The sequence below is a fragment of the Kiloniella sp. EL199 genome, from assembly GCF_900313065.1.
Classification (GTDB): Bacteria; Pseudomonadota; Alphaproteobacteria; order Kiloniellales; family Kiloniellaceae; genus Kiloniella.
The window spans coordinates 340,371-357,536 of sequence record NZ_OMPU01000006.1; the positions used below are offsets into that span (position 1 = coordinate 340,371).

General features: G+C 44.6%; 6 protein-coding genes. 1 reads left to right on the forward strand and 5 read right to left on the reverse strand.

What is annotated here, in order from left to right; all coding sequences use genetic code 11:
• Window positions 1–283 precede the first annotated feature (283 nt).
• Window positions 284–11,044 (forward strand): DUF5801 repeats-in-toxin domain-containing protein, encoded by a 10,761-nt coding sequence (locus tag D9A03_RS04980; RefSeq protein ID WP_120496098.1) that lies wholly within the window; start codon window positions 284–286, stop codon window positions 11,042–11,044.
• 186 nt (window positions 11,045–11,230) lie between these two features.
• Here D9A03_RS04980 and D9A03_RS04985 read toward each other — a convergent pair whose 3' ends face one another.
• From D9A03_RS04985 to D9A03_RS05005, 5 genes are all read right to left on the reverse strand, one after another.
• Window positions 11,231–11,497: a hypothetical protein gene (locus tag D9A03_RS04985; RefSeq protein ID WP_120496099.1), complete on the reverse strand. Its 267-nt coding sequence runs from the start codon at window positions 11,495–11,497 to the stop codon at window positions 11,231–11,233.
• A 193-nt stretch (window positions 11,498–11,690) separates the two neighbouring features.
• Entirely contained in the window at window positions 11,691–12,746 is a 1,056-nt protein-coding gene (locus D9A03_RS04990) for a serine protease (RefSeq protein WP_120496100.1), read from the reverse strand.
• A gap of 9 nt (window positions 12,747–12,755) precedes the next feature.
• Window positions 12,756–14,894, reverse strand: coding sequence for an HD-GYP domain-containing protein (locus D9A03_RS04995; protein WP_120496101.1), 2,139 nt, complete (start codon window positions 14,892–14,894; stop codon window positions 12,756–12,758).
• A gap of 1 nt (window position 14,895) precedes the next feature.
• Window positions 14,896–15,603: a transglutaminase-like cysteine peptidase gene (locus D9A03_RS05000; RefSeq protein WP_120496102.1), complete on the reverse strand. Its 708-nt coding sequence runs from the start codon at window positions 15,601–15,603 to the stop codon at window positions 14,896–14,898.
• A gap of 174 nt (window positions 15,604–15,777) precedes the next feature.
• Window positions 15,778–17,106: an HlyD family type I secretion periplasmic adaptor subunit gene (locus tag D9A03_RS05005; RefSeq protein ID WP_120496103.1), complete on the reverse strand. Its 1,329-nt coding sequence runs from the start codon at window positions 17,104–17,106 to the stop codon at window positions 15,778–15,780.
• Window positions 17,107–17,166: the final 60 nt, after the last annotated feature.

Consider the following 17,166-nt stretch of genomic DNA (forward strand, 5'->3'; position numbering starts at 1 on the left):
TAATGCTTCGGAAAGGATTCTTTAGCTCTTTCTTGGTTTAAATATCTTAATAAATGCCCTGTATAGAGAAAATATGTGGAATCGAAGGTTATTATTTGTGACAAAAATGGCAAACTCATACATATAAGTGTAGTTTTTTGAAATCATTTGCTTGAGTTGAACTCACTACCCAGTACTATTAATTCAAAGATTAATGGGCGTAGTGCGCCTTCTAAAAATATGTGCTGTACGGAATTGTACTTAATAGGGGCACAAGACATAGGAACCTTAAGGGGGATTCCAAATGACTGATGATCTTAATCGTAACGATGGTGAAGCAATGGTTGATACAAATGATGTAAATGTCGTTGGGGGAACTGGGCGTGATGCGCTGGTCGGACAGGCTGCGGGGGCAGTTGATGTTTCAGCACCGGGTGCAGGGGAAACAGTAAATGTTTCTCTGGTCAAAGGACAGACCGCCAATCTCAACTTCGATGCAACTGCTGCAACGCCAATTGTTGACGGAAATGATTTTGTTTTGATATTCGACACAAACGGCGACGGGGAAGCCGACAGTCGAATTGTTTTCCAGAACTTGGTTGAAGAATCTCAGGGCGCGGATGCGCCTGTTCTTGTTATTGGCGGCGTTGAATTGTCAGCCGGTCTTTTGATCGGTCAGGCACAGGCGCTTGCCGAAGGCGAAACCCTTGAAACAGCAGCTGGTGCTGGTGCTGGCCCTGCAGGCGGTGGCGGAAGCGTCTACAGTGATGATCTCGGTAGTGCGATTGATCTCCTGAATGCACAAGGTGTTCTTGACCCGACAGAGCTCCAGTTCGGTTTGCTTGGCGGTCAAGAAGACATTACCGATCCCGCTCAAGGGACTTTGCTGATCAGCTTTATTACTGCTGTCACCGAAGTTGAAGAAGGCCCTGAAGGTGGAATTACAGGTTCCTTTGGTGGAGGTTTTGAGGATTGGCTTCCTAACCATCATTTGGCTGATGGTGATGTTGGTGACGATAGTGATCCTTTTGAGGGTGGTTCTCTTGAAACCTATGCTGCACCTATGCGTATGGTGCTGACTTTCGTTCCTGCTGATAATGAAACTCTTGATTCTGTTGTTATTAATGAACTGCCCGAAGGGGTGCGCCTGTTTATTGGTGGCAGTGATGAAGGTGATGAATATACAGGCGGATTCCCTGTAACTGTATCTCCTTCTGATTTTGCAGACATTTACGTTCTCCCTCCGCAACATTCTGATGCGGATATAACAATTACTGGTTCTGCAACAATTTCTGACCCGGATTCTGGTGAAACTGCGACACTCGATTATTCAACAGTTGCTATTGTTGATGCTGTGGCTGATGTCCCAACTGGGCTGGAGATCTCTGATGGAACCCCTGTTACGGATTCTTCTGTAGATAACGTAGATTTTTCTGCAGATAATACTAATTCAGGCCCTGTTACTAAAACCGTTAGTTCTGGCAATGAACAGCCTGATTTGAATATCGAACAATCAGAAGAACAACTAGTATCTGTTGAAGTCAAAGTTGCATTTGCTGATTATGAAGATGATTCTGAAGCACATGAAATCATTATTGATGGTGTTCCCGAAGATTGGGATATCAAAGCTATAACAAATGGCGATGGTTCTGTGTCTGCAAAGATTTGGCAGATGCAAGGGGATAGAGTTTTTGCTGTAACCTTTGATAGTGAAGGTCGCGAGCTACTGGAAGATGTGACGGATAATCTATCAGCTCTTCCTGCTTCCCTACAATATCAGATTGAACTGGCAAGTGGTGCTCCTCGTGCAGCAGGTGAATTTTCTCTGGAAAGTAATACATCAGGCTTAGGCCCTGATGGTGAGCCTATTGGTGATGAGGTTGGAACGGATGAATTCGTTCGCTACTTCATTGATGTTTCCGAGCTTGTTGATCGTGCAAATAACGGGAATGATTCGGACTCTTCCAATGATGGAAATGGAAGCTTGACCACGAATATTTCCTTTGATCCCAATGACTGGACGAATACGCGTTTTGCTAATGGTGATGAGCACGGTAGTGTTGATCCCAAAAATCCGGGTGTCACAATTGAAGTTCGTGCTGTTGCAACTGAAATTGTTCCGGAAGGTTCCGGCTTAGAACTTACAGATTCAGATGGAACGCCTGTTGATGAAAATAATCAGGCTATTACAGATACAGCAACAGTTCATATCTCTATTGAAGAAGATGTGCCGACAATAACTGGTGTTGTTGAGCTTGTTCATGATGAAACAGGTGGAATACAAGATGGAACGAATGATGTCACTTTAACTGCTGAGCAAGTTGCTGCTTTGACCGGGGTTGACGTGGGGGCTGCGCCAGTCCTTAAGAACGAAGCTGGTGAGACGATTACTGTAACTAGCCTAGGTACGAAAATTGTTGGTACAGCACAAAATACGGCATTTTCTTACGATCTTAAATCTGATGGTTCCAACGATGAGAGTGACAACTCTGATGGAAATCAGAGCGTTGATTCTAAAGGTACAGAAGCTGGTGGCACGGTTGATACCTACAATGGTCTTGAGAATATTTCTTTTGACGACAGTATCAATGGAAAATCAAGCGGACTGATGACGTCTCAGGGTGATCGCCCGATTACACTTTATAATGATGTTAATAATGACAACATTGTCTGGGGTATTGATTCTGCTGGTAACGTTGCTTTTGCTGCGATTATTTCAGAAGACACGGCTGATCTAGATGGACCGTTAAGTGATGGATCACACAATGGTGCTATTACCTTTATACAATATCAGGCTATTGAGCATATTGACACAAATGATCACAACGAAGGCCTTTTGAATGAAGGCGAAGAAGAGAATACGCCGATTACCCTTAATCTGCCGTACACGATCACTGATGATGAAGGAGATTCTGCATCAGGCGAATTGAGAATTAATATTCTTGATGATGGCCCGGTTGTTGTTGACGATGCAGATATTGATGGTGGCATTGTTCATGAAGATGCATTGGATAACAGCCAGGGTGACGGGAATAATGAAGTCACCGATCCGGCCCAGAAGGTAGCTGCGACGGGTTCTGTTACAGGCCTGTTCTCTGTGGGTGCAGACGAGGAAGGTGTTTACAGTCTGAACGGTATGACGGGTTCTCTGCCTGTTCTGACCTCAGGTGGAGATRCTGTTACGTATGATGTTGATGGTAATGTTCTTACCGCGACAGCAACGGATGTGAACAGTGGTGCAGAACGTTCTGTGTTTACCCTAACGCTTGAGAGTGATGGAACTTATACCTTCACGCTTATTGACCAGATTGATCATACGCCACTTGGTGGAAATGATGATACTCAGACAACAACGATTGATTTTGGCAAGCTGTTCCGTGTTACGGATGCGGATGGTGATTATGTTGATGCGACAGGCAAGCTGAGTATTACGATTGAAGATGATATTCCGGTTGTTGTTGACGATGCAGATATTGATGGTGGCATTGTTCATGAAGATGCATTGGATAACAGCCAGGGTGACGGGAATAATGAAGTCACCGATCCGGCCCAGAAGGTAGCTGCGACGGGTTCTGTTACAGGCCTGTTCTCTGTGGGTGCAGACGAGGAAGGTGTTTACAGTCTGAACGGTATGACGGGTTCTCTGCCTGTTCTGACCTCAGGTGGAGATRCTGTTACGTATGATGTTGATGGTAATGTTCTTACCGCGACAGCAACGGATGTGAACAGTGGTGCAGAACGTTCTGTGTTTACCCTAACGCTTGAGAGTGATGGAACTTATACCTTCACGCTTATTGACCAGATTGATCATACGCCACTTGGTGGAAATGATGATACTCAGACAACAACGATTGATTTTGGCAAGCTGTTCCGTGTTACGGATGCGGATGGTGATTATGTTGATGCGACAGGCAAGCTGAGTATTACGATTGAAGATGATATTCCAGTAGCGAATGATGATGATTACACTAATAAGGGTGACGATTGCCTCACACTGACAAGCTCTGTTGATGTTGATGTTCTTGCCAACGATAGTGTTGGTGCTGATGATCCTGCGACAGTGACGAAAGTTACTTTTGATGGTCAGGATTATGATGTTCCTGCCACGGGAACAAAAATTATCAAAAGTGAGTTTGGTTCATTGGAAATCGGGGCAGATGGTAAGGGAACTTACACTGCATACGAAGAAGATCACTTTGAGGTTACAAACACTGTTGGTAACGTTGGAACTTCAGGTTCTTCTGCCGATTGGAATGACGTGAAGCTTTATGCTTTTGATGTCAATGAAAGCTTGAATTTCAATTCTCTACCACCGGAAAATCAGGACATTACTTTCACTGGTCGTGGTATTGGTATTCAAGGAACTCAAACCAGTGGCGGAAGCCAGAATCAAATTAATCATGACCTGAATACTGATGATAGCCAGAAGTTGGTGGTTGATTTCGAAGAGGGTGTAGATCGCGCTACAATTACGCTGTCTAACATCTTTAAAGACGAAGGTGGTTCTGGCGGGCATGAACAGGGAACCTGGAAAGCCTATGATTCGGACGGTAATGTAGTTGGTGCTGGCGTACTTGATAGTTCGTCACTTGATTTTGCCGATAATAATGTTGCCACTATTTCAATTAACCCGCCTGCAGATTTCCAGTATCTTGTTTTTGAAGCAACCAACTATGAAAATGGTGGCGTTTCTGGCCGGGATTCTTCGGATTATTTTGTTCGCGCAATCGAGTACACAACCAATCCGGATGTACATGGTAAAGATGTCTTTACCTACACAATGTCGGATGCTGATGGAGATACGGATACAGCTGATATCTGTGTCTGTGTTGATGATAATGGTGTGTATATTACAGACCTGACGCCTGCATTGCTGGGTGGTGATGCAAGTGTTGATGAAGATGATCTTCTTGATGGAAGTGATGATACGCCGGAATCAACTACAGTAACGGGTGATTTCAAGATTACGGCTGAAGATGGTCTTGATTGTATTATTATCAAAGGAGAATCTGGAGACATAACTGTCACAGAAGCAGAATTATTAGCTTCTGGAACCACACCTGTTTCAATTACGACTGAACTCGGTAACATTTTGACAATTACCGGGTACAATTCAACCACTGGTGTTGTTAGCTATAGTTATGAGCTGAAAGATAGTGAAAATCATGCGCCGGGTGCGGATGAATTGTTTGATGATATCGCGTTAACAGTCAAAGATACTGATGGCGATGAAGTCTCTGCGACACTTGCTATCCAGATTATTGATGATGTTCCGACAGCTGTTAATGATACTGACCTAGTTGATGATACACCGGACAGTGGTAATAATACTGCGACAGGTAATGTGATGACCGCAGTTGGCACTGCTGGTGGTGGAGAAGATACCGAGGGCGCTGACGGTGCTACCGTAACGGGTATTGCCGGATCAGGTAGTGATGATGGTGATTCTAAACCATTAACTGCAAATGGTACTTACGGTAAAATCACGATTAGCGCCGATGGAAGTTATACTTACGAAGTAACGGCAAAGAATATTCCTGCCGGGGAAAAAGAGATCTTCACCTATACCTTGACTGATGGTGATGGTGATACAGACACGGCGACACTGACAATAGACTTGGGAAATCTGATTTCACCCCCTAAAGTTACTGTCGAGGCCAGCGCTAATGGTGGTCTTTACGAGGATACTTTTGGGGAAATCAAAGTCACAGCAAATTCAGTAGGTGATGATCAGGTATCCAAAGTTCTGATCGATACCCCTGCTGACGTATCTGTTGATGGCGGTTTTGTTGCGGGAAGTTTTGTTGTTACGGTTAATGGCGTTGAAACTACGGCCTTTACTTTCGACCATACAGGCACTCTTACCACGATCACACTTGATACTGCGACAACTGATGAGGTTGTTGTGACCTTTGATGCGAAGGCTCCGCTAAATAGTGATGAGGATATCGGAATTACCGGTAATGCTGTTGTTATTGATGGCAGTCTCGAAGCAATCAGTACGAATGGAGCAACACCGATTACAGTTGATGCAGTTGTTGATGGTTCTGAACTTGGCTACGGTAACTTGAGTGGTTCTGATAATGGTCCAATCTCTCTTGGTCTGACGATTGGGCTTGGTGGAGATATGACAAGCCAAGCGCCCGGGGCTGCTGCTGATGTTGATCAGCCTGCTGCTCAGGGGGGAACAGATGCTGATGGTTCCGAGAGTATTACTCAGATAGTTATTGAACTGTCAGATGGCGTTCTCCAGAACTTTGGGGGCGGCACCGCTAATCCAACAGAACCAAAACTTGTAAGTGAAGTTTCGGGTTCTGGTGAGACAACAATCTGGACTTTCGATACATCGGGTATGACGCCTGATGCAGTAAATACCTGGATTGAGGGCTTGAAAGTTCTACCTGATCGTGGTGAGACAACGTCAATTGCTGTCAAGGTAACGACAACAACTGTTGACACTGAAACAGATAGCAATCTTACGCTTACAAATAACGAAGATGTTGATGTCTATAATTTCACCGTTGATATTAAGGATACAGGACCAGAGATTGGTACTCCTGAGAAACTGAATGTCGACGAAAGTCATCTTCCAGAAGGAACTGATGCCAATAATGATGGGGATAGTGATGACACCGCCATTACTGACACAGGCAGTTTTGGCACCTTTGGTGGCGGTCTGGATGGAATTGCGTCTATTGCCCTTAGCCTGAATACAACTGGCGTTACGACATCTAATGGCGATCTTCCTGTCAATACGGTTCAGGTTGGTAATGTACTTTACGGATATACAGGTGCGGATCTGACCACGGGCGAGACAGTTTTCACTTTTGGTATTACCCCAGACGGTAAATATACATACAAACAGTATGCAGCACTGGAACATCCAGATCACCCGACCAACCACAACGAAGATCTAACGGCTGGTTTGTCCGTCAACGTTGAGTTGACAGACGGTGACGGTACGAAAGCGGATGCAGATGTTACTGTAGAAGTTCTGGATGATGGTCCAACCATGACCGGTAGTACTATTTGTCTGACAGAAACCCATGTAACGTCCATTGTTGGTTATCAATTGGAGGATCTGAACGGGGTTACACCTGTAACTGTCACATCCCGTGGTGAAACAGAAGCTGATTATAAAAACAGTTTTGGTTTCTACTATGCGGATGCAAATGGAAAGCCAATTGGTGGTGAGATTATTGTACCAAACGAAAAAGATCTTGATGTTGGTTCTCCGGTTACATTTGATGTTGACCCGGCGACTGTGGGTGCTGTTTCAATTGGCTTCTTCCTGATCCCGAATGGTGCGGAAGCAAATACTGGCCTCACAAGCGGGCCGGTTACGTTTGTAGAAGATGCACCTGCGGGATCTAATAAATGGTCTGTAGTTAAAGATGGAATAACCCTGAACTCTTCTCAAGCAGAGAAGCTTTACTTCAGTGATCCGGCACTTAACCCCGATGGCGATCCTGATGGGGCTGGTCCTCTACCATCTGGCTTGCATGTGCAGGATCTGATTACAGCGCCAGGTAATCAAAATTGGGAAGATTTAAATATTGATGTTGGCGATAAAGATTACGATGATGTTAACCTTCAGGTAAATATCACTGAAAATTCTGCCTTTGGTCAGGTTACATTTGATACCGGGGCCGATACGCCGGGTACATTCAAAATCACAGGGCCAACCAATATAAAATCTGGTAAAACCGATGTGGTTGCGACTTCTTCTACAGATGATGGTATTATTACCGTCACGGGTACAGCCGGGGATAAAGTTGTCTATGAACTTGTTTTCGACACTTCAACAGGGAAATACGAATTTGTAAGCATGGCCCCGTTGGATCACACGGATTCTGCTGATTTGAATGTTGTCTTCAAAGTTACCTTGACAGATGCTGACAAGGACAGTGTTTCTGCTGATATCACTGTGAAGGTATCGGATACCGGACCTCTGGCAGTTGAAGATACTGAAAGTGTTGCCGAAGGGGCAGCTACGATTACTGGTGATGTCACGGCAAATGATGACTTTGGTAGTGACGGTCGTGGTAAGGTATCAAAGGTTAATGGTGATAGTGACAATATTGGCAAGCCAATCACTGGAACTGCAGGCGGCACGTTTAAAATCAATGCTGATGGTACTTATGAATATACACCGCCAGCAAATGTTGATAATTCAAACGGCAATCCTGTTGATACGATAAGCTATACGATTGTTGACAGCGATGGATCGCCATCGACCAGTACTCTGAAAGTAACAATTACTGATGCAGGACCTGTCGTCGGGAAACCTGTGAACAGTATTGTTGATGAAGAAGGTTTGAGTAACGGCAATGTTGATGATCAATACGATGGCGACACCAATGGTTCAGATACTTCCGTATCCAATGTAGATCTCGATATCAACTTTGGCCCTGACGGGGCTGGTGCTGTGACTTTTGATCCTTCAGAAATTGATTTCTCTGGCCTCAAATCTGGTGGCGAAGATGTCAACTTTGTGGTTCTTGATAATGGAAATGGTGCTCTTGTCGCCTATACTGGCGATACGCCTCCGACATCAACAACTGCGGGGTCTGTGGTTTTCCATGCGTCATTGAACAATTCGGGAAGTGGGTCCTATAACTTTACACAAGTAAAACCACTGGATCATCCAACAGCAGATACAGAAGATAATATTGACCTGACCTTTGCTTTTACAGCGAAGGATGGTGATGATAGCTCTGTTCCTGGTAAATTTACAGTGACTGTTGATGATGATGGACCCGTTGTTGGTGATCCTGAGACCGTAGCTTTGGATGAACCAACAGCAGCGACTTATAATCTTGTATTTATTATGGATACGTCTGGAAGTATGAATAGTTCTTCAGGGGCTGTTAATAACGATGGAAGCCCTATTACGAGATTAAACCTTGCGAAAGATTCGATCACCCAATTGATTGCAGGCTACGAAGCACAGGGGGGTGTAAATATTCAGATCGTCACCTTTGATTCAGGCGATACTCTGAGCGCTGCATCGTCTATCTCTGGTGTTCTTACAAATGTTGGTGAAGTGACTTCCTACTTCAACGGTGTAGGTGCAGGTGGGCTTACTAACTATGACGCGGGCTTAAAGCAGACTCTTACAAATCAACAAGTTCTCAAGCTTGCTGGCGAGAAGGCTGTTTATTTCCTTTCAGACGGAATGCCAAATTCTTCTAATGGAAACACTGAAGTTGCTGGAACTCCTGGTGCCGGAATTGATGCTGGGGATTCTGCTGCCTGGTTTGCCGGATTAGAAGAAATAGATGTTAAAGGAATAGATGTTCACGCTGTTGGTGTTGGTACCGGGTTGTCAGTTGATAATCTTACACCAATTGATAACACGGGTGGTGCTCAGGTTATTCCTGGCGATGAATTGTTACCAACATTGTTGGCAACCTTGCCAAGTTCAACGTCTGGAAATCTTTTGGCCAATGATAGTTTTGGCGCAGATGGTAGAGGTGATACGGCACTAAAATCAATAAAGGTTGGTGATGATGTTTATACGAATGCATCTGATGTTGGTGGGGATGTCTTGAGTAAAGTTGGCTCGACATTAACAGTGAAAACAGATGCTGGTGGACAGTTATCAATTAACTTTGCAACGGGTGCCTATACTTACGCCGCACCATCCGTTGAAGAAACAACCGTTGAGACATTCGATTATGTTATACAGGATGGCGATGGCGATACGGCGGTATCGAGCTTGACCGTAACGGTTAATAACCTTGTTAATGCTGTAAATGACAAAGTGCTTACCAATATCACTTCTGGTGACATTGATATTCCTGAATGGGCTTTGTTGGCGAATGATGAGACCAATTTAGGTACTTCTGTGACAGTAGATCCCGATAGTGATGTTAATGGTGAAGTTACTCAATCTGATGACATCTTCTTTACGCCTGATCCGGTGGACCTCGGCTTTGGTTCCGATAGTACAATCGAAGTGCATACTGAAAATCTAAGTGATGGGTTCGATAGATCTTTCTTTAATGGTTTTGCAGGTAATAATTGGTATCATTGGGGCTGGAAGCCAAGTGGTAGTAATAATAACGGTAATGACAATAATGCTGAGAACCTGACTGATCGTAAGGATTGGAACCCTGAAGCTACAACGGATGGAAGTATTATACATTCTTTGATAATTACGGGTGAGATTGAGGAGGCTCAAGGTAGTTATAAGCGTTGGAAGTGGCAGGGTAATCGTTGGAAAAGTAAATCTGATGTTAATTGGGAAAATCATGATAATGATAGGATCTCAATTTCACTCAAAAATGGTGAGTTCCTGTCTGCTGCGTGGGTTGGAGGTGTTCCTGCTGGAGTTATCTATCGAGTTGTTGATGAAGATGGTAATTTTGTCGCTAATCTTGATAGTCCATTTGAAGCAACTGTTGATGGAATTTATTATATTGATGTAAGCTCGCCGGGAGTGATTTCAGATGCAAATTATAGCTTGAAACTCTCAATAGACAGTACCGATATTGCAGTACCAGAAGATGGCAATTTTGATTATACTGCTGATGATGGGAATAGTAGTGATGTTGCAAATGTCAGTGTGGAATATTCTACTGGTGCGACTATAGAAGGTGAGGATGAAGGAGAAATTCTGATCGGTGGCGATGAGGATGATATCCTTATTGGCAATGGTGGCGATGATATCCTTATTGGTGGAGCTGGCAACGACACTCTAACAGGTGGTACTGGTGCGGATACCTTTGTCTTTACAAAAGCGGATCTGGGTGACTTTGACACCATTACTGATTTCAAAACCTCTGAGGGTGATGTATTGAACCTCGCTGAGTTGTTGACGGATGATGGATCTCTCGCCGGGGCAGCAAATAATGATGATCTTGCTACTGCGCTAGAGAATTATCTTCGTATTCAGACGAATGGTGCCAATACTGTGATCACGATTGATAGTGACAAAGAAGGAACTGGATCTGGTGATGTGGCAACTATAACCCTGAATAATGTTGATCTTCTGGGTGGTGCTTCTGAACATGATGCGATCAAGACACTTCTTGATAATCACAATCTTGTTGTTGATTAAGAAGGATCATTTCATTGTGGAATGATGACAAAGGGCGCTTCTGGCGCCCTTTGTTTTTTTGGATTTATATAGATTGAATGCAGAGTCTTGAGCATAAAAAAACTCCCCGGCCTCACTGAGACTGGGAAGTTTTATTTTGGGATTCTATATTTACTGTGAAGGAATGACTGACTTGTTTTGATCAATTTACAACTGCGTTAAAGCATCTTCATCGTCTTCTTGTTTGTCCATTTGGGCTTTGGCTTTTTCGTCGGCCTGGATTTTTTCCATGGTGTTGGCAAGCTTAACGGTGGCATCCTTGAGGGCGGAGAGCGGCATGATCAGGGTTGTTGTCGGCTCGGAAACCAACTTGCCGACGTTGTTCGGATCGCGGACGATTTGGCGTAGTTCAATGCGAACATTACCGTTAACAACCGTGATGGAGCCAACGCCATCTGTGAATACATGTTCCATGATTTCAAATCCTTTAACAATAGTTGTTCATATGTTTGTACATTATTTCTACAGTCTTTTGTTTGTTTCTATCTGTTCTCGTTTGAACTTTATAAGCGCAGAATAACAAGACAGAGATCAAATGAAGCGCAAACATGATGAGGTTATGCAGAAAATCTTGTTTGTTTGTAAAATAAAGCAGATCCGGTTTATTTTACTTTAACGAAAGAATCAGGTCACCCAATAGTTTTAAATCTGTATGGTTCGGCGGGATTTTTTGAGCTTTTTTGAAGCGATTTTTTGCTGCTGTAACTGCATCGGGAGTTGCGTTTTGTGGCTTGCCTGCGAGATAACCCTTGCGGGAAAGCAAGATTGCAATCGTTTGCCTCGGAGACTTTGAAGCTTCACTTCCCGAGGTGGGGAGGGCACCTTTGTCCCAGAGGAAGTTGAGTTTACCGATACCGGGTTTTATATCGTCTTTTCCCTGTTGTGGATGAAACCGCAGGGCATTCAGCGCGCCAACATATTGATTAACACCACGTGTATCGGTTTCAAATCCAATAACGTTAATACCGACAATAGAGAAACCCTGTTTGTCATAAAGCAGCAGCGGTGAACCGCTATCTCCTTTTTGCAAAAAACACCGATGGGCAATACCGTCATTGTTTTTGAATTTTCCGGGTGGTTTACAATTAAAATCAACAGTCTGTGCATGCGGTGCACCAGCCCGGTAGCCAGCACTGAGCAAGGTGGCTTGTCTGGTATTTATTCTGTTCCTGATATCACTATCCAATACGGACAGCTTTAACCATCCCGTCTGTGTGCCTATTGGATCAACAAGCTCAAGTAGCGCCCAATCAGTTTCTGTGTTCCTGGCTGAAGCTTCGTTCTTGGGTTTGTAGCGCGAAGATTTTCGATAGGATTTAATCTTGGAATGTATCTTGTACTGATCATGTTGATAGCCAGCAATGAAATGTAGTTCTTGAGGTGCAAGCCATCGCCCTGTTTTTGCATCGTATATACAGTGGGCGGCGGTCAATACATGACGCTCGCTGACCATCGCCCCTGTACAATGGGCACGTCCTGCAGCATTGAGTCTGCCAATTGTACTCCACGGATATTCCATGGCATTGACAAGAATGCGTTCACGCGCAGCCAGCTTTTGGGAAGCTGTGCTTGGGGTGTTCATAAGGAGAAGGGCGGCTAGGGCTGTTAAAAACAACCACGCTTTTACGCACAAAGTTTTCATCAGCCCGGATCTCAATCGCATCAACAAATCCTAGTGTTGAATAGACGCGATGAGCTTTTCGCCCTCGACAGAATTAACAACATCCCTTAGCGCGTTAATGACATTCATGTCATAGCGATCATTATTTTCTTCCAGAATGTCCAGCGCGAGCAGAGGTTCCAGGCCATGACGGTAAGAGCGAGGTTCTATTCGTGCACAAAAGACATCACATGCCCCCAGAATACGGGCAGTGATAAGGATTTCTTCACCGGATAGTCCTTTGGGATATCCTTTTCCATCTAGGCGCTCGTGCATCTGCATGATGGTTTCAAGAACAGGTAAGTCAAAATCAATCCCGCGGAGTAATTGTTGTGTGTGCTCGGGGTGTTTTTGAATTTCAGCAATCTCTTCGGGCGTTAGACGTTCCGGTTTGTTCAGTATGCTACGTGGAATTGCGAGTTTGCCAATTTGTGAAAGATTTGAAGAAACCTCAAGCGTAGAAATTTCAAGTTCGCTTAAATTCATGCGCTTGCCGACCATAAGGGCAAAGAGACACACTCGACGAGAGTGTCCGCCAAGATAAGGGTCTCGAAGTTCCACAGCACGAACCAGTGCAGTTACCATTTGCTTGACAGCTTTTTCTTTTTTGCGCTGTTCTTCGACGATTTCAGTAACATCCCGGAAAACAGAGACAATGCCGGAAACCTGATTGTCTTCGCCAACAAAAGGTACTTTGCTGATTTGCAGATGATGTTCTTTGTTGTTCAGAAAAACCCGTTCGTTGTTGGTGACAACACCTCCGGAAGAAACTGCCCGTTGATCTGAAATAGACATTCTTGCTGCGGTGCCGGTTCCAAAGATAGCGGCATCATCCATGCCAAGAAGTTGATCGTCCTCTCTCCCCACACCTTTGGCAAAGGCAGGGTTGACATAACGATAACGACCATCAACGGCTTTGAGGCCAATGAAATCGGCAATGGAACCGTTGATTTTGTCCAGCAATTGTTTCTGTGCGTGAATACGGGTGGCAAGGTCTTTGAACTGTTTTGCCAGCGCACCGTTGTGTTCGCTGTTCAGGCGCCACCAGAAGGCGAGGAAGACAGCTGCAACGATAAGAACGATAAATCCGGCCAGGAGATAGGCAATGTTCCTGAATTCGATCAGGCTTTTTTCTGCGCTTGCGCGGTCAACTTCCTGAAAGATCCACAACTGATCAGGGATCAAGGGAGAGCCAACAGAATAGACCTCTTTGGCTGCGATCCCGATCGTCGGGCGAAGGGCGAAAGCAAAGATGTCGTCGTTGTCAGATGTCAGTGTAACCTCGCGAATGAATTCTGGATCTTGTGGCGTTATTTCTTGAAAACCCTTGTTGGTAATTTGAACCATTCTGGTCACTTCGCCTTCTTCAGACAAAGCACGTTGCGACAGGAATTCACCGAATTTTGTTGTTACCGGGAAGGTGAGGAGCATCAAGCCGACGGGCTCTTCCTGATCCGCTTCTGACTGAGCTGGTAACACAGGTAAAAGCAAGTCCATTACAAGGCCTGATGAATCAACACGCACAGGACCAAACGTTACTTCCTTACGCCCGAATGCAGACATGGCGAGTTGCTTTTGTTGCTCGGTTACAGGGTCCGCACCACCACTGGTTAGATAGGCAATACCAGTTTTCCCGAACAGGTAACTGGTTGTGAAATCACTGTTAATAGTAAAATCTGTGAGAACACGTTCCATAAAGGGAAGTTGTTCAAAGAGGGAAACTCCAAGGCTTGAATCAGGATCTTCATCCGGTTTTGGTGGAACAATCTGGGTGAAGTCGCCACCCGCAAGATCTACTTCATAGGCAAAGAGACGGAAAAGTTCATTGGAGACAAGCCTGTCGGATTGTGCCCGGACAGAATCGAGCCAGGTCTGAACAAGTTCGCTACGGCCTGAGGCGAGAATTTCCTGTCTATCCTGAACCTTGGCTATGACAGTAGATTTCCTGTCATTAATGATCAGGCCAGGCACAATGATCGACATGAGTACGAGGGCACCAATAACAAGAGCGGCGGTAATAACAGTTCGCCGATTAGCGGGGCGCTCGGATGCAGCCATATCGTTTATGGCGTGAAATTCAAATTTCTCTTTACCGTTTTTCTTCATCGTTTTCCGCTCTGTCCCCCGGGGAGCATTTGTGTCTTTCATCATCTTATTTAATATGTGCCCAACGTGTCGTCGAATTCATAGAGTACTGAGGTATGTAATGACGATATTTTGTATGTGTCAGTATCAAGTTTGAAAGACTGTCAAGTATCAGAATATCGTTCTTTTCATATATTGCCAGTACTGCGTGCCCAATACCACGGATACTGTCCTTTAATATTACAATACGCATTTCGTTATCTTTAAAACCAAGTTCCTTCAGGGCATAAAATTTGGCAATTGAATAGTCTTCACAGTCACCGGATGTTCGCATGAACTGATTGGGTGATGCCCAATATTCGCTAACACCGTAAACTTCTCTATCAAGTTTATAGGGCCAACGGTTAAAGAACTTGTTCACTGTATCAAGCTTTTGCCGCCGAGACATGTTTTTGGCGGCATGGATTATTTTTCGCCATGATTTTTGCTGGGGTGTTTTACAATTGGCAATGTTATTGGCGCAGGCGTTAAATGATCTGATTTCAGGTTTGGATTTCTTTAATACGCGGGCCCATTGCGGCAGAGCTTTAAATGACTTGGACCTGAATTCAACTGTTCTGAACAGAGCAGTTCCCTTGCCCTTGGCAGCCTTGGCTAAATCACCAAGTGACTGGGCATGCGAAGCATCCATCGGAATCGTGTTCACAAGAACAGAAGCCAAGGAAGCGATTAATGCGGCCTTTTTGATAACTTGTAACGGCTTGAATTCGGTCAAGAGCTGCGTCGCGTTCGCCAAAAAAGTAAAATTATGCAGTCTTTAAAATGGCAAAGAACCGCTTAACAGAGTCTTAATTTTAGTAGTATGAAAAGGGTAAATTTGTCGCGTTCACGTTGTATTGATGGTGAGTGCCTGAATAGATACTCACCATCACAAATTTAAGATAAACTATTACTTTTCCCGAAGGGCAGAATCACGGGCTTTCAGGATTGGTTTTAGCAGATAATCCATAACGGTCTTCTTTCCCGTCAGAATCTCCACATTTGCTGTCATACCGGGAATGATCTCCAGTTCCTTGCCCTTACTGACAATTTTATTATCAGCAGTACGCAGATAGACACGATAGAAGCTTTCTCCCTCTTCATCCTTGATGGTACTGGCTGAAATACGTTCCAGCTTTCCTTCTAACCCGCCATAGATAGAGAAGTCATAGGCCGTAACTTTGATAGTAGCTTTTTGACCCGAGCGAAGAAAAGCACGGTCAGATGGACGAATTTGAGCTTCAACAAGAAGAGTGTCATCAAGCGGCACAATTTCAACAATGTCTTCACCCGGGCGGATAACACCACCAACAGTGTTACGCTTGAGCTCTTTAATTGTACCGCGTACAGGCGACCTGATATCTGTTCTCTGAACAGTATCAACACCTGCTGCAACGCGTTCACTGAGAGACTTCATCTCTGCGCGAGATCTGTTGAGTTCGTCTGATACTTCGGCTTTTGTTGTCAGGACCATTTCTTCAATACGTTGCTTGGCTTCTAGAACAGCGCCTTCCAGACGCGGCAAGCTTGTACGCAACGTTTTGATTTCACCTTCAAGATCGGCAACCTGGCGATCAATGCGAATAAGCTCTAGCCGAGGAGAAATACCCTTGTCGACAAGGGGTTTGGTGATATTGCGTTCTTCCCGGGCCAACGCAAGAGAGTTTCTAAGCTGCCCTATGCGGCTTTTTACTTCAGATACTTCATGACGACGTTGTCTTGATTGATTTTCAAGAACTTTGATTTGTGCCCCTTGTTGCAGTTTTCGCGCATTGTAAAGGGATGTTTGATCTGCAATTTGGTCCGGTGCAGTTTCTCGTTCGGCTTCTGTGTACTCGAGCGGAGTATCGTTAAGCTCGGCTGTCAGACGCTTAACTGTAGCAGAGAGAATTTTCAATTGCTCGTTAGAATCTTTCACCGTTGATGTTGCTTGGGAATTGTCAATCCGGAGAAGAATATCTCCCTTTTCAACGATATCACCTTCCTGAACCATAAGTTCGGTAATGATACCGCCTTCGAGGTTCTGGATGATTTGGGTTTTTTGCGCAGGTATAAAGGTGCCTTCGCCACGCGTTACTTCGTCTAATTCAGCCATGGTTGCCCATGCACCAAAAACGAGGAAAAACAAAAATGCTGTGAAAGTAAGGGTATAGGCGATGCGACGCCCTCTTCTGAGGGTTGCGGCATGTAGATCCGGTGTAAATAATAGATCTTCGTCTTTTTTAGACATGGAAGACATGATGGGCCTTTTCCTTGTGTCTTTATTTTATCTGATGGTTCTCAATGGTTTATCTTATCA

Coding starts and splice junctions, on each gene's coding strand:
- D9A03_RS04985 (WP_120496099.1), bottom strand. CDS start 11,497: ATGGAACATGTATTCACAGATGGCGTTGGCTCCATCACGGTTGTTAAC.
- D9A03_RS04990 (WP_120496100.1), bottom strand. CDS start 12,746: ATGCGATTGAGATCCGGGCTGATGAAAACTTTGTGCGTAAAAGCGTGG.
- D9A03_RS04995 (WP_120496101.1), bottom strand. CDS start 14,894: ATGATGAAAGACACAAATGCTCCCCGGGGGACAGAGCGGAAAACGATG.
- D9A03_RS05005 (WP_120496103.1), bottom strand. CDS start 17,106: ATGTCTTCCATGTCTAAAAAAGACGAAGATCTATTATTTACACCGGAT.